This is a genomic window from Bacillus sp. JST-5 (genome assembly GCF_057747715.1).
This window is the reverse complement of record NZ_JBYLHW010000001.1, coordinates 1-24,714: the sequence shown is the minus strand read 5'-3', so window position 1 is coordinate 24,714 and position 24,714 is coordinate 1. Positions and strand designations below refer to the sequence as shown.

25 protein-coding genes and 1 riboswitch are annotated in these 24,714 nt (G+C 32.9%); of the genes, 4 read left to right on the top strand and 21 right to left on the bottom strand.

Annotation, left to right across the window (positions count from 1 at the left end):
- Positions 1 to 54 precede the first annotated feature (54 nt).
- From AC3ASS_RS00125 to prsW, 4 genes are all read right to left on the bottom strand, one after another.
- Positions 55 to 720 carry a flagellar brake protein gene (locus AC3ASS_RS00125; protein WP_488281461.1) on the bottom strand — a complete coding sequence of 222 codons (666 nt, stop codon included), beginning with the start codon at positions 718 to 720 and terminating at the stop codon, positions 55 to 57.
- Between the two features lie 81 nt (positions 721 to 801).
- Positions 802 to 2,145 carry a germination protein YpeB gene (ypeB, locus tag AC3ASS_RS00120; RefSeq protein WP_488281460.1) on the bottom strand — a complete coding sequence of 448 codons (1,344 nt, stop codon included), beginning with the start codon at positions 2,143 to 2,145 and terminating at the stop codon, positions 802 to 804.
- A gap of 12 nt (positions 2,146 to 2,157) precedes the next feature.
- On the bottom strand, positions 2,158 to 3,066 hold the full coding sequence (gene sleB / locus AC3ASS_RS00115) for a spore cortex-lytic enzyme (RefSeq protein WP_488281459.1): 909 nt from the start codon (positions 3,064 to 3,066) through the stop codon (positions 2,158 to 2,160).
- A gap of 116 nt (positions 3,067 to 3,182) precedes the next feature.
- On the bottom strand, positions 3,183 to 3,857 hold the full coding sequence (prsW, locus tag AC3ASS_RS00110) for a glutamic-type intramembrane protease PrsW (protein WP_488281458.1): 675 nt from the start codon (positions 3,855 to 3,857) through the stop codon (positions 3,183 to 3,185).
- A gap of 93 nt (positions 3,858 to 3,950) precedes the next feature.
- On the opposite strand from prsW, the gene AC3ASS_RS00105 reads away from it, so the two are divergent.
- Positions 3,951 to 4,925, top strand: a complete 975-nt coding sequence (locus AC3ASS_RS00105; RefSeq protein WP_488281457.1) for an asparaginase — start codon at positions 3,951 to 3,953, stop codon at positions 4,923 to 4,925.
- 21 nt (positions 4,926 to 4,946) lie between these two features.
- Here AC3ASS_RS00105 and AC3ASS_RS00100 read toward each other — a convergent pair whose 3' ends face one another.
- The 10 genes from AC3ASS_RS00100 to AC3ASS_RS00055 form a co-directional block, all read right to left on the bottom strand.
- On the bottom strand, positions 4,947 to 5,921 hold the full coding sequence (locus AC3ASS_RS00100; protein ID WP_488281456.1) for a YpdA family putative bacillithiol disulfide reductase: 975 nt from the start codon (positions 5,919 to 5,921) through the stop codon (positions 4,947 to 4,949).
- Between the two features lie 110 nt (positions 5,922 to 6,031).
- The gene (locus AC3ASS_RS00095) at positions 6,032 to 7,309 is read right to left on the bottom strand and encodes a Glu/Leu/Phe/Val family dehydrogenase (RefSeq protein ID WP_488281455.1); all 1,278 of its coding nucleotides are present in this window, start codon (positions 7,307 to 7,309) and stop codon (positions 6,032 to 6,034) included.
- Positions 7,310 to 7,573: 264 nt separating this feature from the next.
- The gene (locus tag AC3ASS_RS00090; protein ID WP_488281454.1) at positions 7,574 to 8,158 is read right to left on the bottom strand and encodes an adaptor protein MecA; all 585 of its coding nucleotides are present in this window, start codon (positions 8,156 to 8,158) and stop codon (positions 7,574 to 7,576) included.
- A 108-nt stretch (positions 8,159 to 8,266) separates the two neighbouring features.
- A complete protein-coding gene (locus AC3ASS_RS00085) occupies positions 8,267 to 9,040 on the bottom strand; it encodes a metallophosphoesterase (RefSeq protein WP_488281453.1) in 774 nt (257 codons plus the stop codon).
- Positions 9,041 to 9,484: 444 nt separating this feature from the next.
- Complete coding sequence (locus AC3ASS_RS00080) at positions 9,485 to 10,117, bottom strand: CBS domain-containing protein (protein ID WP_488281452.1); 633 nt, start codon at positions 10,115 to 10,117, stop codon at positions 9,485 to 9,487.
- A 121-nt stretch (positions 10,118 to 10,238) separates the two neighbouring features.
- The gene (locus AC3ASS_RS00075; protein ID WP_488281451.1) at positions 10,239 to 10,697 is read right to left on the bottom strand and encodes a YpbF family protein; all 459 of its coding nucleotides are present in this window, start codon (positions 10,695 to 10,697) and stop codon (positions 10,239 to 10,241) included.
- A gap of 97 nt (positions 10,698 to 10,794) precedes the next feature.
- A complete protein-coding gene (locus tag AC3ASS_RS00070; protein ID WP_488281450.1) occupies positions 10,795 to 11,463 on the bottom strand; it encodes a LysM peptidoglycan-binding domain-containing protein in 669 nt (222 codons plus the stop codon).
- Entirely contained in the window at positions 11,438 to 12,043 is a 606-nt protein-coding gene (locus tag AC3ASS_RS00065; RefSeq protein WP_488281449.1) for a CPBP family intramembrane glutamic endopeptidase, read from the bottom strand. The genes AC3ASS_RS00070 and AC3ASS_RS00065 overlap by 26 nt, the downstream gene beginning before the upstream one ends.
- Positions 12,044 to 12,053: 10 nt before the next feature.
- Positions 12,054 to 13,511 (bottom strand): RecQ family ATP-dependent DNA helicase, encoded by a 1,458-nt coding sequence (locus AC3ASS_RS00060; protein WP_488281570.1) that lies wholly within the window; start codon positions 13,509 to 13,511, stop codon positions 12,054 to 12,056.
- 11 nt (positions 13,512 to 13,522) lie between these two features.
- Positions 13,523 to 14,566, bottom strand: coding sequence for a YpbB family protein (locus AC3ASS_RS00055; protein ID WP_488281448.1), 1,044 nt, complete (start codon positions 14,564 to 14,566; stop codon positions 13,523 to 13,525).
- Between the two features lie 259 nt (positions 14,567 to 14,825).
- On the opposite strand from AC3ASS_RS00055, the gene AC3ASS_RS00050 reads away from it, so the two are divergent.
- Entirely contained in the window at positions 14,826 to 15,074 is a 249-nt protein-coding gene (locus AC3ASS_RS00050; protein WP_488281447.1) for a ferredoxin, read from the top strand.
- A gap of 67 nt (positions 15,075 to 15,141) precedes the next feature.
- Here the strand turns inward: AC3ASS_RS00050 and AC3ASS_RS00045 are convergent.
- Both AC3ASS_RS00045 and AC3ASS_RS00040 read right to left on the bottom strand, forming a co-directional pair.
- A protein-coding gene (locus AC3ASS_RS00045) for an IS3 family transposase (RefSeq protein WP_488281446.1) occupies positions 15,142 to 16,304 on the bottom strand; the annotation gives its coding sequence in 2 pieces (ribosomal slippage) (positions 15,142 to 15,998 and positions 15,998 to 16,304; 1,164 coding nt in all).
- A 110-nt stretch (positions 16,305 to 16,414) separates the two neighbouring features.
- Positions 16,415 to 16,996, bottom strand: a complete 582-nt coding sequence (locus tag AC3ASS_RS00040) for an ECF transporter S component (RefSeq protein WP_488281445.1) — start codon at positions 16,994 to 16,996, stop codon at positions 16,415 to 16,417.
- 171 nt (positions 16,997 to 17,167) lie between these two features.
- Positions 17,168 to 17,299, bottom strand: a riboswitch (FMN riboswitch).
- A gap of 152 nt (positions 17,300 to 17,451) precedes the next feature.
- On the opposite strand from AC3ASS_RS00040, the gene AC3ASS_RS00035 reads away from it, so the two are divergent.
- Both AC3ASS_RS00035 and AC3ASS_RS00030 read left to right on the top strand, forming a co-directional pair.
- A complete protein-coding gene (locus AC3ASS_RS00035; RefSeq protein ID WP_488281444.1) occupies positions 17,452 to 17,952 on the top strand; it encodes an inorganic diphosphatase in 501 nt (166 codons plus the stop codon).
- A 297-nt stretch (positions 17,953 to 18,249) separates the two neighbouring features.
- A complete protein-coding gene (locus tag AC3ASS_RS00030; protein WP_488281443.1) occupies positions 18,250 to 18,408 on the top strand; it encodes a hypothetical protein in 159 nt (52 codons plus the stop codon).
- Between the two features lie 683 nt (positions 18,409 to 19,091).
- On the opposite strand, the gene AC3ASS_RS00025 is transcribed toward AC3ASS_RS00030, so the two are convergent.
- The 5 genes from AC3ASS_RS00025 to AC3ASS_RS00005 all read right to left on the bottom strand — a co-directional run bounded on the left by AC3ASS_RS00025 (position 19,092) and on the right by AC3ASS_RS00005 (position 24,526).
- On the bottom strand, positions 19,092 to 19,955 hold the full coding sequence (locus AC3ASS_RS00025; protein WP_488281442.1) for a M23 family metallopeptidase: 864 nt from the start codon (positions 19,953 to 19,955) through the stop codon (positions 19,092 to 19,094).
- A 241-nt stretch (positions 19,956 to 20,196) separates the two neighbouring features.
- A complete protein-coding gene (locus AC3ASS_RS00020; protein ID WP_488281441.1) occupies positions 20,197 to 21,351 on the bottom strand; it encodes a GerMN domain-containing protein in 1,155 nt (384 codons plus the stop codon).
- Positions 21,348 to 21,878 carry an RNA polymerase sigma factor SigX gene (gene sigX, locus AC3ASS_RS00015; RefSeq protein WP_488281440.1) on the bottom strand — a complete coding sequence of 177 codons (531 nt, stop codon included), beginning with the start codon at positions 21,876 to 21,878 and terminating at the stop codon, positions 21,348 to 21,350. Before sigX ends, AC3ASS_RS00020 begins: the two co-directional genes overlap by 4 nt.
- 168 nt (positions 21,879 to 22,046) lie before the next feature.
- Positions 22,047 to 23,813 carry an ATP-binding protein gene (locus tag AC3ASS_RS00010; RefSeq protein ID WP_488281439.1) on the bottom strand — a complete coding sequence of 589 codons (1,767 nt, stop codon included), beginning with the start codon at positions 23,811 to 23,813 and terminating at the stop codon, positions 22,047 to 22,049.
- The gene (locus AC3ASS_RS00005; protein WP_488281438.1) at positions 23,810 to 24,526 is read right to left on the bottom strand and encodes a response regulator transcription factor; all 717 of its coding nucleotides are present in this window, start codon (positions 24,524 to 24,526) and stop codon (positions 23,810 to 23,812) included. The genes AC3ASS_RS00010 and AC3ASS_RS00005 overlap by 4 nt, the downstream gene beginning before the upstream one ends.
- Positions 24,527 to 24,714 lie beyond the last annotated feature (188 nt).

Genomic DNA, 24,714 nt, shown 5'->3' with positions numbered 1-24,714 from the left:
CCGTTACCTCCAATAACTCTATATACATTATTGGAAGTACGAAATGAATCTATACTATTTTTCCATTTGCTTTAATTTATTTTCAACTTGTGCTTCAAAACAAAAGCGAATTAATTTTTGCACATCTTTTTCTTTCACATCCAAAAACTGTAATGAAACACTATTTCTCATTTTATTTTTTTCCATCACTCGTACAATTCTAGAATCTAAATTTAAGTAATGGTATTGACCATTTTGCATTGGTAATGAAATCCACACAGAAACAACTTGATCTTTTTCAAATGGAATTTGTTTTGGTACTAAGATAGAAGCCCCTCCTGCGCTTATATCTTCAGTTATTGTTGTAAAAGAGGCAAACTCACTTTTTAATGGATGAACAGCTACATCCACTGCTTTTTCAATTCGCACAAATTGTCTTCTTTGTACTTTAATAATATTATCTTCTTTTGGAACTTTTAATTTAATTTTCGGTATTTTAGACATCTCTCTGCCAATGACTTCTGTTTGAAAAGAGTATGCTTGATCATCATCTGTAACAAAAAAAACGTCAAGTAATAATCGATCTGGAAGAAATACCGTTTTGTTAGTTTTTAAATCTGTTGGATAATCAATGAATATTGCTTGTTGATTCATATCTAATATTTTACTTTTATATTCTTCAATGACATTCGTTTGTCTACGTCTTATAGTTATTGTATACCCTACTTTTAATGGCTCCATTCTCCTCACCCAAATCCTCTATTATGACTATAAATATTATGACATTAATAAAAAAAAAGGAAAAGTACTATTGTACCTTTCCTATACTAAATCTTCATAAATTGGTTCAGCATCTTTTAATTTTTCGACTTTTTCTTCTTTTCCTGAGATCGCATTAATAAAAATTCGGTAAGTATCGTCCCCAAGGACACCTAAATATTCATAAACCAACACTTCTTCATTTAAATCATTCATAATCATAGCCAATCGATTTTCCATAATTTTGACGTTTGGATTCACTTCTTTTCTAGCTTCTGCTTCAGATACTTTTGCTTTAGGAATTTCACGGACATGATGGCTAGATAAATATTCTTCTGCAGAAAAACCAAGGATACTACCATCGTCTAAAGCAACCTTTATTTTAATCGCGTCTGGATAAATTCGAACATTATCAATGGTTGAAACAAAAGTAAAAACTCCCACATTATCATATTGAGCACTTTCAAACATTTCCATGGATTCGAAGTTGTTATCATTGATAAATTTTATGGCTCGATTGGCAGCGTCATTTAAACTAATTTTCTGCTTCCCAACTTCTCTATTTTTTAAAAACCAAATTGGATAACCACCCTTTTTTGTAATATCCATATTTACTTCAACGTTATTTTTATCTTTATAGGAGATGCTATAAAAACCATAATCCGCTCCTTTTTTACTTTCTTCTACATGAATATCTCCTTTATTTTCCCGACCATACTTTTTGGCAATTTCAATCGCTTCATTTTTAGAAATCGTTTTTCCTTCTAAATATTTGAAGTTTTCATCGCGTTTTTGCATTCCAGAGAAAATAATCCCTTTATCAGACTCAGCATATCCTTCGACTGTTTTTTCAACCGTTTTAAAACCATCGATGATCGTATTATCTGCATTTTCATCATCGGTTGCCAGAGCTAATTCAACATCCATCCAACGCAAATGATTTTCTAAAACTAAATGTTGAACTTTTCTTAGTTCATCTTGGATTTCTGCAGCCTGATTATATAACGTTTGTAATGATTGATATTCTTCTTCTGTTAATGGTTCTTTATCTAAATCTCTTACAGCCGTCCGGTAACTAAACTCCCCTATTTCAGCTAGAAATTCCTCCGTTTTATTAAAAGGTAATAATGTAAGTGGTAATTGTCCTACAGAGCTACGAGCTTCTGATGTAATTCTCCATACCTCCGCTAATGCCGGAGAAATGGAACTTCTGGAATTCATGGCTAAAGTAGTACCGATTTTATCATGTAAGAGATCAATATTATAGGTTAAATCGTGAAAAGCTCGTTGATAATTATTTTCTGCATTCACCAATATCGCATTTTTTTCTTTATGTTCCTGATATCCCCAGAACGCTGTTCCAACAACAGCTACAGATAATACTGCAATAATAATTCCTCTAATCAATGATCTCACCCCTTATTTACAGAATATATGCTTTCCAATTTTCTTAATTTGCGGACGTGACCAAATCCATTTATTTGTTGCCGTATCCGGATTAAAGTAATAGAGCGCATTGCCCGTAGGGTCCCAGCCGTTAATAGCATCAAGTACTGCTTTTTTCGCTGTCTCATTAGGAGTGAGCCAAATTTGTCCGTCTGCAACTGCGGTAAATGCTCCTGGTTCAAAAATTACACCGGATACAGTATTTGGGAATGAAGGACTTTCGATACGGTTTAATATAACCGCTGCAATCGCCACTTGTCCGACATATGGTTCTCCTCTAGCCTCGCCATATACGGCATTTGCTAATAATTGAATATCATTTTGTGAAAAACCACCTGGAGTATTTAATGCCGTTGGTTTTTGAGGCGGTGCTTGATTCGCTTGTGATTGTCCACCACTTCCTTGATTTTGGGGAGTATTAGCCGGTGTTCGTCCTTGGTTTTCTTGTTTTTGTTTCGCTTTTTGCTGTTTTTGTGGTTTTGGTGCCGTCTGCTTATTTAAGTCCATTCCTCCATAGTGTGTAAATCGTTTTCCCTTATTAATTTGTTCATGGACGTATGATTTATGGTATTTTGTTACACGTTCTAATGATGCTTTCGTTTTCTTACCTACCAGTCCATCAACTTTTAAGCCAAATTCATATTGAAAGTTCCGTACCGCCCAGTAAGTTCTCCAGCCAAATACACCATCAATTTTTCCATTATAAAATCCGATATATTGTAAACGAGATTGAAGTTCGATGACATCTTCACCAGTTGCTCCTTTTTGAATGACTTGATTGGAGAAGGCCGATACTTCGTGTAAATTATGTTCGGAGCTTAAAAGAATTGAGCTAACCATAATTCCGATAAATATTTTTATCCATTTACTCCTGTTAATCATCCGATGTACCCTCCCATTAGAAATTTTACTATTACCGATAGTTTTTGTAGGGAGTGGATTTTTATACAAAAGGATTCCTTAATTTAGTAATAAAAAATCCCGGGGTATACCCGGGGTTAAGAAACACGCTGGATTTTTTGAGATAGATTATAATATGTTTTAGCTTTTTTAGCTTTTTTCAATCCCACCCACCAAAGAACCAGCATAAAAGGAATTAAATAATAATGCCAATTCGTAAATGACATTAAAATAAAGTCATATAAGCTGTGGAGAACAACTGGAATGAACAAAGCCATACAAATTAAACGCACCTTTTTCTTTTTATTAGAAATAAATTTTCCTTTTCCTATATAATATCCCATAATGACCCCAAACATTGCATGACTTGATACTGGGAAAAATGCCCTCCCAATGGCTAAATGAATACCATTGGAAAGCAAGTATAGAATATTTTCTAATGTAGCAAAACCTAGTGACAATGACACGCCATATACAATCCCGTCATATGGCTCATCAAAATGAACGAGTGAGTATACGGAGAACATTAGGAAGAACCATTTAGCAAATTCTTCAAGCAACCCTGTAATAAAAGCATCGATAAAAATATGATGAATCAGTTGTTCCACTTGCAATATATATTGAATAAACATAATTGGAAACACTAAGACCGCGCCTAATATAAATACACGAAAAACTTGAAAAATAGGTTCTGTATCATATTCATCCTTTAAATAAAAATAACTCAAAATTGCTAAACTAGGCGCAAATCCTGCAGACAATACCGACAGCATAAAGAACCTCTTTTCATTGCTTTTTATTCATCGTATCATGGAATTGCAAGAAAAAAAATCAAAGATTTTTGGAATGTAGAAAAGGAGAGAAAAATGAAGAAAAAAATTTTAGTTTTACATACGGGTGGAACGATATCCATGAAAGAAGATGAACAGACTGGTTCAGTAGTTCCGCAAGAATCTAGTCCATTTTCCCATGTTTATGCGAAAGTTTCAGAGTACGCAGAATTAATTATTGAAGAACCATTCCAATTACCATCTCCGCATATAACACCGTATGAAATGTTAACATTAAAACAAATCATTTCCGAACATATCAATCGTTCCAATATTGATGGGGTCGTTATTACTCATGGTACTGATACACTTGAAGAAACCGCTTATTTTCTAGATTTAACGGTTGACAGTTCGATTCCGATCGTCGTAACAGGTGCTATGAGAAGCAGTAATGAAATCGGTTCGGACGGTTTATATAATTTTATATGTGCGGTAAGAACAGCGATTTGCGAAGAAGCCATTGGAAAAGGGGTATTGGTCGTATTAAATGATGAAATTCATTCTGCGATGAATGTAACAAAGACTCATACAAGCAATGTATCTACCTTTCAAAGCCCACAATACGGACCAATTGGTATAATCACAAAGAAAAGAGTCCGATTTCATCATAGTCGTGTAAAAAATGAAAAATATGACATTCATTCTATAACAAAGAAAGTGTTGTTGTTAAAAGCTTATGCTGGGATGGATTCTGCACTTTTTCATGCATGTAGAGACATGGAAATCGACGGATTAGTGATTGAAGCTTTAGGACAAGGAAATCTTCCGCCACAAACGTTAGATGGGATTCAGTCTTTGATTCAAAAAAGGATTCCAATCGTATTAGTATCTCGTTGTTTTAACGGAACTGTAGAAGATATATATGGGTATCTCGGTGGAGGTGCTCATTTAAAAGAGCTTGGATTAATTTTTTCAAACGGATTAAATGGCCAAAAAGCTAGAATGAAATTAATGATTGCACTAGAACATACAAGCGATTTATCTGAAATAGAGAAAATCTTTCAAAGTTAAAACCGGGAAAATTTTCCCGGTTTACTCTTTTATTCGTTTCGATATCTCGGTGGCAATTTGCTTCCCGTGAAATCTTCCGTTTTCAATAAATATTTCATTTGCATTGTTTCCTGCAGCAATCACACCAGCAATAAAAATACCTTTTACATTTGTTTCCATTGTTTCTTCATTGTATTTTGGTCTGCCCGTTTCTTGATCGATTTCAACACCCATATTCTTTAAGAACGAATGATCTGGATGGTATCCCGTCATTGCAAAAACGAAGTCATTTTTTATTTCTTTTTTTATCCCATCTACTTCATATATGACGGATTTCTCTTTAATTTCAAGTACATTTGCACGAAATTCCATTTGGATTTTTCCATTACGAATGAGTGAATCAAATTCCGGAAGAATCCAAGGTTTAATACTTTTGGAATACTCATTTCCACGATATAAAACAGTCACTCTTGCACCAGCTTTTTCTAATTCTAAAGCAGCATCAACACTGGAGTTTTTTCCACCGATGACGCAGACGTCCATATCAAAATAAGGATGTGCTTCTTTAAAATAATGGAAAACTTTATCTAATTCTTCTCCTGGAATATTTAACATATTGGGATGATCATAATAACCAGTGGCTATAACAACGAATTTCGTTTTATATTCATTTTTTGATGTATGCACATAAAACCATCCATCTTCTGCACGTTCAACTCGGAGAACTTTTTCAAAAGGATGAACTTGAATATTTTTTCTTCTTACCACTTCTCGATAATAAGCCAATGCCTGATTTCGTTTCGGTTTTCGTCCCTCAATGATGAACGGAACATCACCTATTTCTAGTTTTTCACTGGTACTAAAAAAAGTTTGGTGTGTAGGATAGTTATAAATGGCATTGACAATATTTCCTTTTTCAATAACGATTGGTTTTAATCCAATGTTTTGTAATTCTATAGCTGCGGATAATCCACAAGGACCTCCTCCAACAATGATCGCATCATGTAATTGTTCCAAATGGCTCACTTCCTTTATAGACATGTTGTCTAAATAAAAATCTCCTATCCATCAATGATAGGAGATTTTTTATAAAGTTGCAATGAAATTGACTTTCTTTTATAGTCCTCTTATATCCATCCTCTAAAGCGAGAGGCTTCAGCCATTTTTCTAACACCAACCATATAGGCGGCTAATCTCATATCTACACGGCGAGTCATAGCCGTTTCATAAACATTGTTAAAGGCTTTGACCATAACTTTCTCAAGTTTTTCCTCTACTTCTTCTTCAGACCAGTAATATCCTTGATTATTTTGCACCCATTCAAAATAGGATACAGTAACTCCTCCAGCAGAAGCTAGCACATCAGGAACCAAGAGAATGCCACGTTCAGTTAAAATTTTTGTCGCTTCTAATGTTGTTGGCCCGTTCGCCGCTTCAACGACAATGGAAGCTTTAATATTATGGGCATTTTCTTCTGTTATTTGATTTTCAATCGCTGCTGGAACTAAGATATCACATTCTAATTCTAATAATTCCTTATTAGTTATTGTATTTTTAAATAGTTTTGTAACGGTACCAAAACTATCTCTTCTATCTAATAAATAATCAATATCAAGTCCATTTGGATCATGTAAGGCCCCATATGCATCGGAAATACCGATTACTTTGGCACCAGCGTCATGCATAAATTTAGCTAAAAATCCACCTGCATTACCGAAACCTTGAACAACCACTCTCGCTCCTTCAAGGCTAATTCCTCGTTTTTTTGCAGCCTCACGGATACATATAGTCACACCTTTTGCTGTTGCAGACTCACGTCCATGAGATCCACCCAAAACAAGCGGTTTTCCAGTAATAAATCCAGGTGAGTTAAACTCATCAATACGGCTATACTCATCCATCATCCAAGCCATAATTTGTGAGTTTGTGAATACATCCGGAGCTGGAATATCCTTCGTTGGTCCAACGATTTGGCTTATTGCTCGAACATAGCCACGGCTTAATCTTTCAAGCTCACGGAAAGACATTTTTCGAGGATCACAGACAATGCCACCTTTACCTCCACCATAAGGTAGATCAACGATACCACATTTTAGACTCATCCAAATAGATAATGCTTTAACTTCTCTTTCAGTAACATTTGGATGGAATCTAATTCCCCCTTTGGTTGGACCTACTGCGTCATTATGTTGGGCGCGGTAGCCAGTAAAAACTTTCACTGAACCGTCATCCATACGGACTGGTATTTTAACTGTCATCATTCGAAGAGGCTCTTTTAGAAGTTCATATACTTCTTCAGGATACCCTAATTTTTCGAGTGCATTTTGAATGACAGTTTGTGTGGCTTTCAAAACATCATGTTTGTCCTCAATATTTGTATTTTCCGTACCCTTATCGGCTACCATTTGTAAACCTCCTAATATTATCGATAAAGTGTATGTCCACTCATGACATAGTATACACCCTTACAAATAATATGCAAGATTAAAAAAAGACTTTTTTTCTTTTTTTTTAAAAAAATGAAAGCGGTAACAAAAAATATAAGATTTTTATCTTTTTCATATAATATTGAAAGTAATTTTTATACGATTAACGAGAAAAATTGCTTGTTTTTAGTATGATAAAAATTGTAGTATCTTAACAATCAGAAAAGCTGCCTTTTAGACAGCTCAATGATCAAAAAAATGATTTAATTGTTGAATCGCATCTTTTTCCATGATGATTTTTCCATATTCATAAATATATGGCACAGTTGTTACTGCAGGTTCACCATATTCCGCTAAGATCGAAATAACTGTTGGAATTAAATCAGGTGAAACCTGTTCTTTATGATAATAATATTTTTGATTGTAATAAAGGAGTTGGCCGCCTTGCAAAACATGTTTGATTCGTCGCGCGAAAGAAATACAATCTTCTATGGAATGAAAAGTATATAATAGCTCTTTATGTTCGAGCGTATTTACCTTCATTTCAAATACATCGCAATTTAATGATCCATCATAGGTTTCTTCAATATCATCGATGGTAAGAATTAAAACCATCCCTTGAGTTTGGAGAGAAAAAATATCAACAGCAATAGTACCGTTGCAAGCAAATCCATATTCTTGTTTTGCTTCTTCCATCATATCATAAAATAATTCTTGCCATTTAAACGAATCTTTCCCTACATCATCTTTTGAAAGCCCACGTTCAAGTAATTCATCCAATGTTATAAAGATTTTTATTTTATTTTCATTGATTCTTTCTAACCGCATGAAAATGCCGCCTCCCGACGTTAACGAACGCTTTATATTGACATCGTATGTTTATTTCAATGACTATGTTAATCATGCGGAAAGATTTTTACATATCGTTCAGATTATTTAATTTTTACAATTCTTATGTTTAATAGTGATTAAATGGGTTTCTGCTTTTGCTCCGAATCTAAAAGGAAGCAACGTTGTACCATAGCCGTTACTAATAAGAACAGTAATATTTCCTTGGCTATATATACGCCCTTTACGATATAGCCCTAAACCAAATACATTAATTTGGCCACCGTGTGTATGTCCTGCTAATACAAGTTGAATGTTATGTTCATCGTTCAAAAGTTTAACACCTTCTGGGTTATGAGTAATGAATAGCCGGAAGGGATCTTTGACTCCATATAGTGCCTGATCTAAACGGTCTCTTTCCATCGAAATATCGTCAATTCCAATGATAGCAAATGACTCTCCCTCTTTGGAAAAGATTGAAACATGTCTGTTCGTTAAAATTTCCACTCCCCAATCTAAAAGCAAACTTTCTAGCATTTGTGAATCAACTTCATAGTCATTATTTCCCCAAACAAAAAATACTCTACCGATCTTTTTTAGTTTCTCAATATTTCGATAAGTTCTATATAATGGGACGTTTTTCTCTGTTAAATCTCCACCTATGATGACGATGTTCGCTTGATCCTTTACTTCTTTAATGATGGAATCATCTATTTCACGTCGATGAATATCAGAGATAAAAAATATTCGATACTCTCCAAAACTTTTCGGAAACTCTTGAAATGACAAAGTATGGTATCGAACAAAATTACGAAAAGCCTCTTTCCACATATATATGATAAAACTTGCGATAAAAATTAAGACTAGAATGAAGTAAATCATTCATAACCCCCTATTACCCCTTCTCAACACGAAGTTTAGACAATGATAAAACACAAAATAAAAATGAAAACAAGAACAATAGAATGGTTTGCCACAATCCCTGATATAGTAAAATAACAAAATTAGAAACTGACGTAAGAGAAATAAACAATTCTTTCATATAAAACCGTTCTATTTCTCAATAGCATTTTCATAAGCCATATGGCATTGGACATTAAAAAGGATTGGCAAAGAAACCCCACGATAAACGCCAAACTACCTAAAAAAAATCGAATGGATGTAAAATATATTCTGATAAAAAACTTTAAAAATTTAAATGTTCATTCGGAAAAAAATAGATATAAACTATGTCAGAGAACAACCCAACAAAACTAAAAAATACAAGTCGAAACATTCATCCCCCTCCACACTATCGTATGAGAGGGGGATGAATAAGATGAATACTCAATCTTCTACAATATCTAAAATCCGGAAACCTGCTTGCTCCAATTGTTGAATAAACTCATGAATATTATCTTTCTTTTCAATTTTTAATACAATCCTTCGTACTAATTTATCTGTTTCATCGAATGTCACAAGTGAAATGATGGATTCGTGGAATTGATGAGCGATTTCTGATAATCTTGCAATTTGTCCTTCTGTTTCAACGGAGGTAAATGCGATACGAACACCGCTTTTTTTCATGCCAAATGCGCTTTGGAATTGTTCCAAAACATCAAAACGTGTGACTATTCCAAGCAATCGCTTATCTTCGTCACAAACGGCTAACAATGGGAAATCTTTTAACGCAATAAGCGTTCGTTCAAAAATTTCATCCCCTGATAAAAATTCATCTTTATGTGTGACTATATCACCAGATTTCACTTCATTTAAAAATTGCTCTTTTTCTAATTCTGATTCAAAAAAGCTTTTATAAAGTTGGTATCTTGTTAATATCCCTACATACTGATCGCCCTTTAATACAGGTAAAGCGTCAATTTTATTCGTTTCTAATAGTTGTAAAGCTTCCCTAAGAGAACGATCATGCTGAACTACATAACAATTGTTTCTAGGAATCATTATACTTTTAACAAACATGATTCAATCACCCCAAAATAAAAATAAACACTATAATATTTATTTCGACATAAAGCTATTAAACCCCTTTTCTCGAAAAAAATTATGGGAAAACAAAAAAATTTGAAAATGGAAATAGTGATTATTTACTTTCGTGATATAAATTAATATCGTATTCTCGTTTCATCATTTCAAAAACGATATGACGAGTTTCCCAAGCTTCATCTTTTTTCCATAAATCTTTGCTTTTATCAATGATTTCACGTCTTAATTCGTGAAATTCATTTTCAGCCTTTTCTCGTTTATCTTTTAACACATTCATCATCCCAAAAAAACCAATCGTTATAATTAATAAATATACATTGATATTTTTACTTACAAAAGCGTAAAAAATTGCTTCGAAAGAATATGAATATGGGACAAAGATGGTTTTATAAAGATAATAAGTAAATAAAAATGCAATGAATATTGTTAGGCACATAATGAATAAATGTTGAGATTTCAATTTATCAAATTTTCTTTTTTTTTCTACACATTTGATTAACATTTGTTTTGTCGCTTCATCTGTTAAATGATTTAATTCTAATATTGGTTTTTCCATATCCATCCCTCACATATTTCTTTAACAACAATGTATGTCCAAAATTTGTGAATATACCAAAAGAAAAAGTTTGTATTCGATTATATGAATACAAACTTTATTGAGGAATAGGGATGGTTAATATTTGACCAATTTTTATTTCGTTGTTGACAATATTATTCCATTTTTTGATCAGTTCAATTCCTTCTTGTGATTGATAATATTTCATGGAAATTCGAAATAATGTTTCATTCGGTTGAACTTGATGCTGAATCAATTGGTAAGATGGTTCTTGGGAATTTTCTTTATTCTCCTCACTAGCTTCTTGGTTCGTAGCAGTGCTGTTCTTTTCCTTTGAAGCATCAATAGGTTCAATGGTTTCTCCTAAATCAACTTTATCAGGTTCTTCATTTTGACTAGGTGGAGAATTTTCTTCTAAATCATCCTCTACTTTTTCTTCGTTTGGTATTTCAATTGTACCTTTATTGTCATTCTCTATATCAACTTGAATAAATTCAGGATCCACTACAGCTGGTTCATGTTTTCCTTTATTCGTTTGTTCAATATAAGAAATGACGCTGTATATTATGATAGGCAGGAGAATAAATATAACAGTTAAGAACCGAATGACTGGAAACCGAAGCTTCCACTTATTTTTACTTTTTTTCTTTTTATGAATTTCACTTCGAGGCGGAAGGCTTGAAAGATGACTTTTTTCAGTTTCTTGAGTCATTTTTCTTCGTAACATTTCCGCTTGATCATTAGGTACTATCATCTGTTCTTCCATGATTTTCTCCCCCTTTCCTTTTATATAAAACTCCTAATAAAAAATCCGTTATAAAATGCATCGTGATGGTTACCATTAAATTTCCGGTCCATTCATATAATAATCCAATGTAAAAACTTAATAGCATAATATTTAAAAACAAAAACCAATGAAATAAATAACGATAATGTACGAGTGCAAAGATGACACTTGCAATCATGATCCCAAAATTCGTTTGAATAACCCCACGAAAGAATATTTCTTCGCAAATCGAAATAATAGCAGCAAGAATCGCTATTTCTCCTATGGAACGATGTTTAAAAATTTTTTCATTTATTCCGCCATCATCGTAATAGTGTTTCGGTAAATTTTTCATCAAATATATATCTATACCAACAACCAGTAGACCACTTGTTACACCATATGTAAAAATTCGCCAATCTTTCCATTGAAACAATGAAAAAAATGTCGATATATCTTTAAATAATATAATAACGAAAATGGCTGAAATAGTTAATAAGAAACATTGAGTAATTAATAAAGCAATGAAAATATCTTTATCAGTCATTTGTTCGATCAGTTCTTTTTGTCGATTTTTCATCTGAGCTCTCCTACTTAACATTTAATAATTCTTTTAAGTACATTCTCCATTCTATTTTTGGGCGATGATTAACTCTTTCTTCATGAATGTTATATAAATTCCAATCAATGCCACAAACATCACAACAATTTTTTGGTCTTTCTTCAAGTTTTTCATCAAAAAAAGATAATAACTGTTCTCTTCGACAGGTATTATTTTTGATCCACGAACGGAATTCATATAATTTTTTTATTTTGGTTTCCATTCGCTGATTCATATAATGTTCGGCCATTTTTGTAAAAGAGCGCTGATCGGAATATTGATTCCAAAGCCTTTCTAACAATCTCCATTGAATTTCTGTAAAACCGAGTAATTCTATTTGTTCAATATTCGTAAATGATTGCACTTTCTTTTTCATCAATTCCGCAAATGTTTCAATATGAACGCTTGTCGGAAGCTCTTGTTCGATTAATTGGAATTGTAATATTTCGTCACCATCACCATTGAATAATATTGCAACGCTCGCTAAACCATCACGGCCAGCGCGCCCAATTTCTTGCAAATAAGATTCCATTTGTAATGGAGGATGATAATGAATGATAAATCTTACATTTTCTTTATTGATTCCCATTCCAAATGCACTTGTTGCACAGATGATATCTAATTCATTATAAAGAAATTGCTGTTGAATAAGGATGCGCTTTTCTTGAGAAAGGCCGGCATGATACGAAGCAACTTTTATTCCATCGACTGACTGTAGTTTCGTTGCCCATTCATCAGCTGCCTTTTTACTAGAAAAGTAGATAATTCCCGGTTTTTTTAATTCTTTCACGAACTGAATCGTTAACTCTTTTTTTTCGAAAGAACTTATTTCAGAAAAAACTTGGATGGCAATATTGGGACGATTGACGGAAAATATAAGTTCTTTAACATTTTCTAATGATAAAGTGGTTTTAATGTCTTCTCTAACTTCTTTCGTTGCCGTTGCGGTTAAAGCTAATGTGACAGGCTCATTTAAAAATTTTCGAACATTTCCCAATTGACTGTAATCCGGGCGGAAATCATATCCCCATTGAGAGATGCAATGGGCCTCATCCACAACAAATAATGAAAGTTTAAATTTTTTTATATGGTCTAAAACCCATTCGTTTTGCAACATTTCTGGAGATATATAGACAAATTTATAATTATGCAAATTTTTAATCGTTCTTATTTTTTCTTGATAAGATAAAAAAGAATTAATCGCAATGACACGTTTTTCCCCTTGAGCTTTTAGTTGCTCTACTTGATCCTGCATTAATGATAATAACGGAGTTACAATTAGTACGGTTCCATCCAACATATAACCGGGTAAAAGATAACAAAGTGACTTTCCACTTCCCGTCGGTAACATGGCTAGAGTATCGTATCCAGAGAGAACAGATTCAATGATTTCTTTTTGTCCAACTCGGAAAGAATCGTATGAAAAATACGTTCTTAATGCTTTCATTATATTCACGGTTATTCACCTAATTTCGCTAATACTAAACGTATAGAAAAATAATCAATAGGATCCAATTGCTTCTTTATTTCTTTCAGTTTTTTCGTTTTCATTTGATGTACGATTTGAAGAACTTTCTGTTGTGTATTTTTATTTACAAACTGATCAATGGAAAAAGAGGGGTCCATGAAAGCAATTTCTACAATATGATCTTCAATCGTTTGCACTTTTAAATGACGGATTTTTGCTATTTTTTCAATCGAATAACCTTGATTAAAAAGTTTGTAGGTAGTTTCAGCTGTTTTAGTTAAAGGTATGGTCCGAAATAAATCTTGATAAATTCGGTATAAAACAGGGAAATATCCCCTTTTCTCCCATGCGATTTTCATTAAATGATGTAATATTGCACGAAAATGCGTTATATAATAAAACAAGTCTACGTTGTAAAATTGAGCAATTTGTTCTTCCGTTAAACCTGTTTTCTTATAGCCAGAAAAACGTAGTAAAAAATAAAGAGGGTCTGAATAATCCTCAACCATTTCAAAAAAAGTTTCTAATTCACGATGGATTTGTTCAACCAACCATTTTTTATTCGTTTTATTTGATAACAGAAACGATTTTACCCAATATTGAATGTCCGGATCTCTTTGAACTGGAAAAAATTGTTGGTCCCCCTTCTCCCAGTAGGGAATAACTTGCACAACTAAGTTCAATCGCTTCCAAAAGATTTGATCAACCGTATGATATTTCCAACCATTTAAATATTTTGGGGGAATTTGATTTGAATGGATATGTAATAATTCAATGGCTTTGTCCGTTAACGAATAATGTGAATGATCGTTGATAATCAATTTTTCCCGATGTAAATGGGTTATTGTTTCATTTAGTTGTTTCTTTGTTAGTTGCGGGTAAGTGTTAAACCATTGCGAGAGGCCAAATAATTTACTGTCTTGGATGGTTTGAACGGACTTTTTCCCTTTTAATAAATGGTAAATAGAGATTGGTGTTCGCTCGTTGCCAATTTTGTTCAAACAATGGAGCAACACTACTTCAAAATAACCCAATTTTCATCACTCTCTTACAAAAAACTTCTATGATACCATCATTGTATCATGAAAACTGGAGATTTTTGATGAAAAATTGAGATTGAAACGATCCGTTCCATAATCATTCCTATTCGATCTTTATTTTCTTTCACTTTACAGTTGAAAACTTAATGTTAGAGCCTTACAATAAAAATAGGCAATCATGTTACATATTTTTTTTCGTGTGTGTAAAATATATTAGAATTATATTTTAAATGAGATTTTAGGAGGTAAGTTCATGCCAAAATATACAATTGTAGACAAAGAAACTTGCATTGCATGCGGTGCATGTGGCGCGGCTGCACCAGATATTTATGACTATGATGATGAAGGAATTGCTTACGTTACGTTAGACGATAATCAAGGTATTGTAGAGATTCCTGACATTTTAATTGATGACATGATGGATGCTTTTGAAGGTTGTCCTACAGAATCCATTAAAGTTGCTGATGAACCATTTGACGGAGATCCTAACAAATTTGATTAATTGAAATAAATAAACTCCGCTATTATTAGACTGACATAGCGATTTGAGACAGTAATAAAACACCTTCTTAGGCTGCCATATTCCTAAATTCAATAGGGGATTGGTAGCCTAATTTTTCTTGGATACGTTCTTCATTATAATGCTTCATAAATTGATCTACACGATTTCTAACTTCCTGAATTGATAACGAATTGTATTTAACATACTGAAACTCCTCCGACTTAATATTGGAGTGAAAGGATTCAATAACTGCATTATCCCAACAGTTTCCTCGTCTAGACATACTACTTACCAAATTCATTTCTTTGACTAAGTGCTGATATGCATAAGAAGTATATACACTTCCCTGATCAGAATGTATGATGACTCCTTTTGGATTCCCTCTTGCTTCTAACGCAGCTTTTAGTGTATCAATGACTAATGGTGTCTGCTGATGATCATAAAGTCTATATGCAACAATCTCATTATTATATAAATCCAAAATAGTCGATAGATATAAGGTATAGGAACCGTACTGGATATAAGTAATATCAGTAACCCACTTTTCGTTTGGCTTCGAGGCGATAAAATCCCTTTCAAGTAAGTTAGGTGCGAGTATAATCGTCTCACCTTGTGATTTCCATCTCCGTTTTGGTTTGACTCGACACTGTAAATTCAATTTTTGCATAATGCGTTGTACGGTGTTTCGATGTAACTTTATACTATATATCTTCTGAAGCAATTTAGTAATTTTCCTATGCCCATAACGATATTTATTTTCTTGGCAAAGAGTAGTAATAGCTATCTCTGCTTCTGACATTAGTTTTATTGGTGTTTTCGTCCAACGATAATACGTAGACCTCGCCACTCCTAATGCAGATAAAATAGCCGTTACCGTATATTTACCTCGAAATTTATCCACCAGTCGTAAAACTACTTCTTTCTCAACTCCTTTTTCACTTCTAAATACTTTTTTAAAATTTCATTCTCCATCTGTAAATGTACTATTTGTGCATTTTGCTTTTCCTCTTCACTTTTCCATTCAGGACCATGGCCATAAGAATACTGTTTACCTATTGGTTGATCAAAACGGTGGATTTGATTCTCTCTATACCACTTCATCCATGTTTTAATTTGTGAGACATTTTTAATGCCATACTTATCCATTATCTCTTTGTTCGTTAATTCACCACTCATTTTATCTTTTACAACCGCCCATTTGACTTCACTAGAATAAACGTTTTTGCCCACGCAAAAACACCTCCGAATAGTATTTGTTTGATTATACCATGTCGAAGGTGTTTTTTATTGTCCCATTTTATTGTGTTAGTCTATATTAGCGGAGTCTTTTTTTTACTAATTTATTCAAAAGCTGCTCGTTGTTTTTGAATCCATTCATTCAATTTTATAAACATTAACATAAATACTATCGCAATGAGTATTCCTTTAACAAGATTAAATGGCAATATCGCATAAACGATTGTTTTTCTTAATTCAGGACCGCTCATAGCAGGAGCATCTAAAAACCATGTATATGCCGGCAAGAAAAAGAAATAATTTAACAAGCTCATAAATACCGCCATAAAGATTGAACCAACTATTAAAGCATATGTCATTCCTTTTTTCGATTTTAATTTACTATATACATAATATACGGGAAGGACAAATAATATTCCGGCTACAAAGTTTGCCATATGTCCAATGGGAACTCCCGTTTCACTTCCAGTCATTACATAATCTAAAATATTTTTTAATAATTCAATCAACACCCCCGCAAACGGCCCAAGGACGAGTGCACCTATTAATGCAGGAATGTCGCTAAAATCCACCATTAAATATTTAGGGAACGGTGGAAGTGGGAAATTAAGCAGCATTAAAACGTAAGAGACACTGCTTAACATTCCAATGAGTACAAAATTTTTGACCTTCATTTTTTTCTTCATGTTTCCTCTCTCCTTTGTGTGATTTTCATGATTCATCACATAGGAAGAAAGGTTTCGACTTTAGTGATGCCTTTCGCTTCAATAAAAAATCCCTCAAGAAAAACACTTGAGGGAGAAAAAAGGCATACTTAAATAAGCGTTCAAAACAGCATTTTTTGAACACTCCGAAACCTTCATCTTCTCCCATCCAGACTATACTGTCGGCTTTGGAATCACACCAAATCCTGCCAAAAAGGCTCGCGGGCTTAGAAGCAAAGCTTCATCACCGCCGGTCGGGAATTTCACCCTGCCCCGAAGATGAATCATATTATTCATTTTTTACATTTCAATTATATACATATTTCTACCGAATGTGAAGTGATTTATATTTTTCCTATTTGCACCAAAGATTCCTATCCTCTATAATAAAAAATGCATATTTCAATACATCAATTTATTTTGTAGGAGGAAACAGAATGTCAGTTGAAAACAAAGTAGTAGAAGCCATAATCGAAATCCCAACAGGCAGCCAAAACAAGTATGAATTTGATAAAGAACGAGGTATTTTTAAATTAGATCGCGTTCTTTTCTCGCCAATGTTTTACCCAGCTGAGTATGGATACATAGAAAATACCCTTGCACTTGATGGAGATCCATTAGATATTTTAGTATTAGTCACAAATCCTACATTCCCTGGATGTGTGATTGATGCAAGAGTGATTGGCTATTTAAATATGGTTGATAGCGGTGAAGAAGATGCTAAGTTAATTGGCGTTCCTGTTGAAGATCCTCGTTTCGATGAAATCAAAACAATTGATGATCTACCAAAACATAAATTGAAAGAAATTGCCCATTTCTTCGAACGCTATAAAGATTTGCAAGGGAAAAAGACTGAAATTGGTACATGGGAAGGACCAGAAGCAGCTGCTAAGCTCATTGATGAATGCTTAGCTAGATATGCGGAACAAAAAAAATAATTTTAGTGCAAAAAGAAACGAGGTGAAAAATATCAAATTTTTCTCCTCGTTTTTTCTAGTCTTCATCCACAATAAAAGATGAAATCAGTGTTAATGAAACGTTCATATAGAGATTGGTTTATTTTTGTGATGAAAAAACACTGGATTGAGGATTAGCGACTTGTTGAAACTAAAAGTGATTGATGTGAAGAATAAAACACATAAAAATTTTACCATTTATTTAAAGTTAAAAGGAGGAATTTATTCTAAAAAATAGAATAAATTTATTGAAATATTAAATAATAAGTAGGAATTAAGATGAAAAAAGTGATTGTATTATCTGTTTTCACACTATTTTTAAATTTAATTTCTATTGGCCATTTACATGTGATTTTAGATTACAACAAAGAAGTATATAAAAATGGTACTGTACCTAAAATAGATAAATATTTAATTAAATCTCAATCAAACAAGTAAATGTCGTTTGGATATTTAATGATTTGGTATTATACATTAAAATAGGCGCAACATAAATAGTTATAAGTTGTGACTATTTTTTTATTGCATGATAAAATAGTATTAAAGGAGGAATATTGAGCATGTTTAATAAAGAAAATGTGTTGTTTTATATATTCCTAATAGTGACTATTTTTATTCATTATAAATTGGTAGAATTAGCCCATACTTATTGGCTTCCTTTGTGGTTTGCCCAGCCTAATGGAATACAATTTCTAATTATGACTATTGTAGTCTTGTCTTTTATCGTCATTCCATTGATTGTAACCAAGAAATTAACAGAATATTTTATTTCTAATTAGTATTTATCTACCACCTTTTTTTTATAGGATAATGACCTTGAATTTAAATCAACAAATAAAATGACCTTCAAATTTGATAGCGGTTTTAAACCTGCGGTAATCGAACAAAACAGCCTTTTGGGTTATGTAATTGTTTATGGCATTAGCTATATGAACAAAACATTCCAAAGGGCTGTTTCTTTTTTTGAAAAAAGAAAAGAATACTACTTTGGAAAGGGGGGAAAAAAGACATTTGTTTTCATACAAAACTAGTTGCAATTATCAGCAACAGAGAGAATAGGCAATCCGATCGTTTTAATAAAACGAATCTGGATTGCTTTTTTTATTACGTGAACATACTCTTTATGAATTCCTTTTTACTTTTAAAGTTTGCATTGGCATAATGGTATTTGATTGTAATTGGTTTATAGCTTTAAGTTCATGGACATCCATATGATATTTTTTTGCAATTGAAAACAAAGTATCTCCAGATTTTACTACATATACATCTTGTATGTTAGGTTTAATGACTATTCTTTGACCCAAATGTATTTTTTCATCTTTTAATTGATTCCATTCTATTAAATCTTGAATGGAGACATGATACAATCTTGCAATTTGCCATAATGTTTCACCTTTTTGAACCGTATGTACCTGTTCATTGGAAACTTTTTTAAAAGCAAGTGCTTCCACATATCCATTTAAATTCTCTACACCTGCCTTTACATGTTGTCCAATTTCCCCGAGTCCAAATATTTGAAATGGATCTAAAGCATTTTCTTTTCCAAAAGTCCAATTCCCATGATGAACTTCAAAATGTAAATGTGAGCCTGTAGAATATCCCGTTGATCCCATTTCACCAATGATTTGTCCTCTCGTTACTTTTTCTCCTTCTTTTACAAGTCTCTTTTGTAAATGGGCATATACGGTTTCATATTCTTTATGTTTAATAAAAATGACATTTCCATAAGACATAGAATAAAAAGATTTTGTTACTGTTCCGTCGTCGACAGCATGAATGGGGGTCCCAAAATCTGCCCCAATATCAACCCCTTTATGCGTACCGTTTCGACTACCAAACGTATCTGTTATTACACCGTCCGTTGGCCAAATCCAATTCAACGAATTCTCTGCATTAGCTATTAGCGATGTGCTTCCTAACATTAATAGAGCAATAAAAATAGTTAACAAAGTAGCAAGTAGAAGTCTCTTTACGAAATCCAACATACTTCCCCTCCAAAAAACTCTACCCTACATATATGTAAGCTTGTCCATAATTAGAACCGAAAGTGCACGGAATTATTATTCTCATACCATATCATTTTATTCTGAAAAGGCAAAAACAAAACAAAAATCATCATTCCCTACAAAAAGGAATGATGATTTTACATGAACAATGGTTTATGAAAATGTTGTAGATGTTTTGCATTTCTTTCATAAAGACGAAATTATGTGAAGAAAATTTTTATTAATCAATTTTTATTCTGTTAGGTCCAATCGGTACATCAATTGGCTGCGACAAATTAAATTCCCCTAATGTAGTTAATCCGGTATTTGTAAATTGAACTTGCTCATAACCAAAATCTTTTGCCGTTAATAAAATAGCTTCAATCATTTTCATCGATTCGCTATTTTCCTCTATCAATGAAGGATCTGTAAATTGAATGGTTAACAGATTACCTGAATCTTTTTGACTAAAAGAGACATGTTTTGGTATCGAAGAATAAAGATGATGCGTTTCTATGTCAGATTTCATTGCTGTCAACGCTTCTTCAATAGTATTATACGTGTTTCGATATGGAACTAAAAATTGATATCCTTTATCAGTATAATAAAGGAAGTAACCGTTTTTATTTATATTACGAATTTCAATTTGATCAATGGTCCCTGTATTACTAAAATCAATTCCTGGACTATTTTCTGTGTATAGCTCAATTTTTTTAAATCCTTGCCCGCGAAAATTTTCCATTAAACTTGTAAACAACGTTGTTTCTTGTGCAGACGAATTTCCATATGAATGAGTTTTATTCACGGCGAATTTTAATGTAGAATTATCAATCTTTGAGACATTTCCTTCATATGGATAATAGTCAAAAAGACCCCATTCCTCTTCTTGTAATAATTTCATAATTTGATTATATCTATCTAACCATGATTGATCTTGTGAAACTTTACTGACGATGGTAATCGGAATGACATTTTGGAATTGTTGGTCTGGTATACCATATACGAAAACTCTTTCATTTTCGAGTAAATCATCTTTATAAACAGACATTTTTTCGAGCACGGATGTTAATAAAATTTGATTCTCCATTTGGTCACTATTTTTATCCAATTCATTTTTCACACTATTATCGTCAAATGCCTCTTCCTTCATTTGATTAATGGGATTGATGGAGATTTCATTATTTTTCAAAAACGACAAAGATATAATAGCAATGAGAATAAGGGCACATGCTACCACCAATTTTGGGGTTACAAATATTCTTTTTTTCTTTTCTTCATGGTTTATCGATTGCATGACCTTTCGATATAAAACTTCTTTTTTCTGTATATCTTTTATTTTAGGCATGGCTTTTAATAATCGCTCTATTTCTTCATCATGAAGGTTTTTATTGTTCATGCTTTTTCACCTGCCTTTGATAAAAAGGATTCCATTTTCTTTTTTAATGCTTTCAAAGCTCGATGTTGGGTGGTTTTAACTTTACTTTCTGACCAACCTAACATTTGGGCTGTTTCTGAAATTGATAACGACTGAATGTACCTTAAAATGAGTACCATTTTTTGATCTAACGTACATAAGTCTAAACATCTATATAGCAACTGAATTTCTTCTTTTTGCAAAGCGATTTCTTCAGGAAGAGGTTCACGATCTGTTAATTGATGTTGCTTCCAATCGAATCTCTGAAAAATCCGATCCTTCCAGGCATTTTGTTTACGAAAATGATCAATTGCTACATTTCGTGCAATGGAAAACAACCATGTTTTTTCACTGCTTTTCCCTTCGAATCGATCATACGCTTTTAACACTCGAATATATACTTCCTGTACTAAATCTTCTGTTTGCTCTCTGTTTTTAACTAAATAAAACAAAAATTGATATACATCATGATGATATTTTTCATATAATCTATCGAAAACGGAGTTCATCGAAAAATCCTCCACTTATTTATTAGTCGTTTTTAAAATAAAGAAGGTTACATATTAAATAATATAATCTTTTATCAAAAAAAAAGAAAGAATAGGTTCTATTCTTCCTTAAATTACATACATATGTTTCTTATGAAACAAGATTAATCGAGAAAATATATGATAATATTAGTTATTTCGAGGAATAAAGATGGAGAATGTCGTACCTTGTCCTAGTTTACTCCTGACATGGATTTCCCCTTTATGGGCTTCAACAATGTTTTTGGCGATCGCTAGTCCTAAACCAGTGCCTGAAGATCCACGTTTTCTTGCTTTATCTGCTTTATAAAATCTTTCAAAAATAAACGGCAAATCTTCTTCTGGTATACCGCTACCGGTATCACTCACTTCCATTTGCAATCCAAGTTGAACCATATTAACAACAACCTTTACACTACCTTCAGAAGGAGTATGACGAATCGCATTATCGATTAAGTTCGTTAACACTTGTTCCATTCGGTCAGGGTCAAGATAAAAATGCGCATTTTCTTCACATAAATATTCTACATATAAATGAATATTTTTCTCTTTCGCTAACCCATGAAATTTCAAAACAGCTCGTTCAATAAAAGGTTTTAATGGTATATCACTTTCATTTAAAGTTATATGCCCAGCTTCCATTCTTGCTAAATCTAGCAATTCATTTACTAAACGACCCATCCTAAAAGATTCTTCATAAATAATTTTCGTCATTTCTTTTCTTTCTTCTTCATTGCTTGCCAAATCATCTAATAAAGCTTCACTATATCCTTGTAACATTGAAATTGGTGTTCTCAATTCATGTGATACGTTAGCAATAAAATCTTTTCGCAATTTATCTAATCGTCTTTCTTCCGTCATATCCCTCAATACAACGACTGCTCCGCGAATATTTTCATTGTTATATAAAGGACTAACAATTAACGTAAAAAAGCGCCCTTGGACAGTGATCTCCCCAATTTGTTCTTCTTCTTTCTGTACAGATTTTTGAAAAAGTTCCATCACAATTGGAGGAATCTCTTCCAACGATTCCCGATTTTGTTCATAATACCATAGCTGAAGAAACCGATCAGCAGGGGGATTAGTAATTAAAATCGTTCCATCACGATTAAATGTAATAACACCATCCGCCATACTACTTAAAATACTGGATAATTGTTCTTTTTCTTGACGGAGTGCATTCATATTTATTTTTAATCTTTTTCCCATTTGATTAAATGCAGTCGCCAAATCCCCAATTTCGTCATTCGTTAAGATCGGAACTTTCGTTTCAAATTTTCCACGAGCAACTTCAAAGGCAGCTTCTTTCATCTTTTTTAGTGGAGATGTTACTCTCGTTAGTAAGAAAAAGGCAAATACAGTCGTTAAAACAAACGCTAATAATGCTGCAAGAAGAATGACTTTTGTCGTAAGGCGCATCGTTTCTTTCATGACATCAAGAGACTGATAAATAAAAACAGCACCTTTTTGGTTTGAAAAATGTTCAAGTGGAACACCTATTAATAATACACTTTCCTTATGCTTTTCATCATTAAAAGGTATAGCTATTTGTTTTTTTACCGTTTGTTGTTTTGTAAAGACTTTGGATAATTCTTGATCTTCCTTAAAATAAGAAACTGGAAAATCATCTTCTTCATGATTTGGAGAATAATAAACATGTTCCTCATCAGTAATAATTACAACTTTAGTAACTTCGTCCACTAATTCCCAAGCAACATTTAATCCCAAATCTAATTTTTCGTGTTGTTCTAATATAACCGCAATTTTAGATGCGGTCGTTGTTAAATTTTTCTCCGTTTGTTCTAAATGGTAATTTTGAAAATATTCCATAAAGAAAAAAGTAAGGATTAACAAGACAAATGAAACGAGAAGAAGAATTGTGGCCCAAAGTTTCCCGACGACACTCCGCCAAATCATTCATTCACAACCTCAAATTTGTAACCTACTCCCCAAACGGTCACAATCATTTTTGCAGCATTTTCTGAAACTCTATTTAATTTTTCTCTCAATCGTTTTACATGTGTGTCTACTGTGCGTAAATCACCGAAAAACTCATAATGCCAAACTTCTTTCAGCAGTTGTTCTCGATCAAACACTTTATCTGGAGATTTGGCTAAAAATAATAACAGTTCATATTCTTTCGGAGTTAAATTGACCTCTTTTCCATCAGCTGTTACTCGATGGGCATCATTATCGATTGTAATATGTGGAAATACTAAAACATCTTTAGTAGCCGCACTTGTTTGAACAAAAGTAGATGAAGAAGATCTGCGTAACAATGCTTTCACACGTAATACAACTTCTCTAGGGCTAAATGGTTTTACAATGTAATCATCGGCCCCTACCTCAAAACCTTGTACACGATTCGCTTCTTCTCCTTTTGCTGTCAGCATAATTACGGGTGTATTTTTTGTTTCTCGTAATTCTTTACAAACTTCCATTCCATCTTTTCCAGGCATCATTACATCGAGCAAAATCACATCATAATCTTGATTTAATGCTTTAGACAATGCTTCATTTCCATCTCCTGCTTCATCAATCACATAATTTTCTCTCTCTAAATACATTCGAATGAGCCGTCTAATTCTTTCTTCATCGTCAACAACTAATACTTTAATTTCTTTTTCCAATGTAACTCCTCCTCGTATAGTATTTTTAGAATCCTCTTTTGAGGTATTTTCCAGTTAGAATTTTGTTCTTTGATAACTTCATAGGAGCTGGTTCAGATAGTGGTGGGCTAGCCCACCACTATCTGAAAAATTTCCATTTTAGGGGTGGACTTTTCGTGATGTCCCTAGATAATGGTTTTAAGGATCAT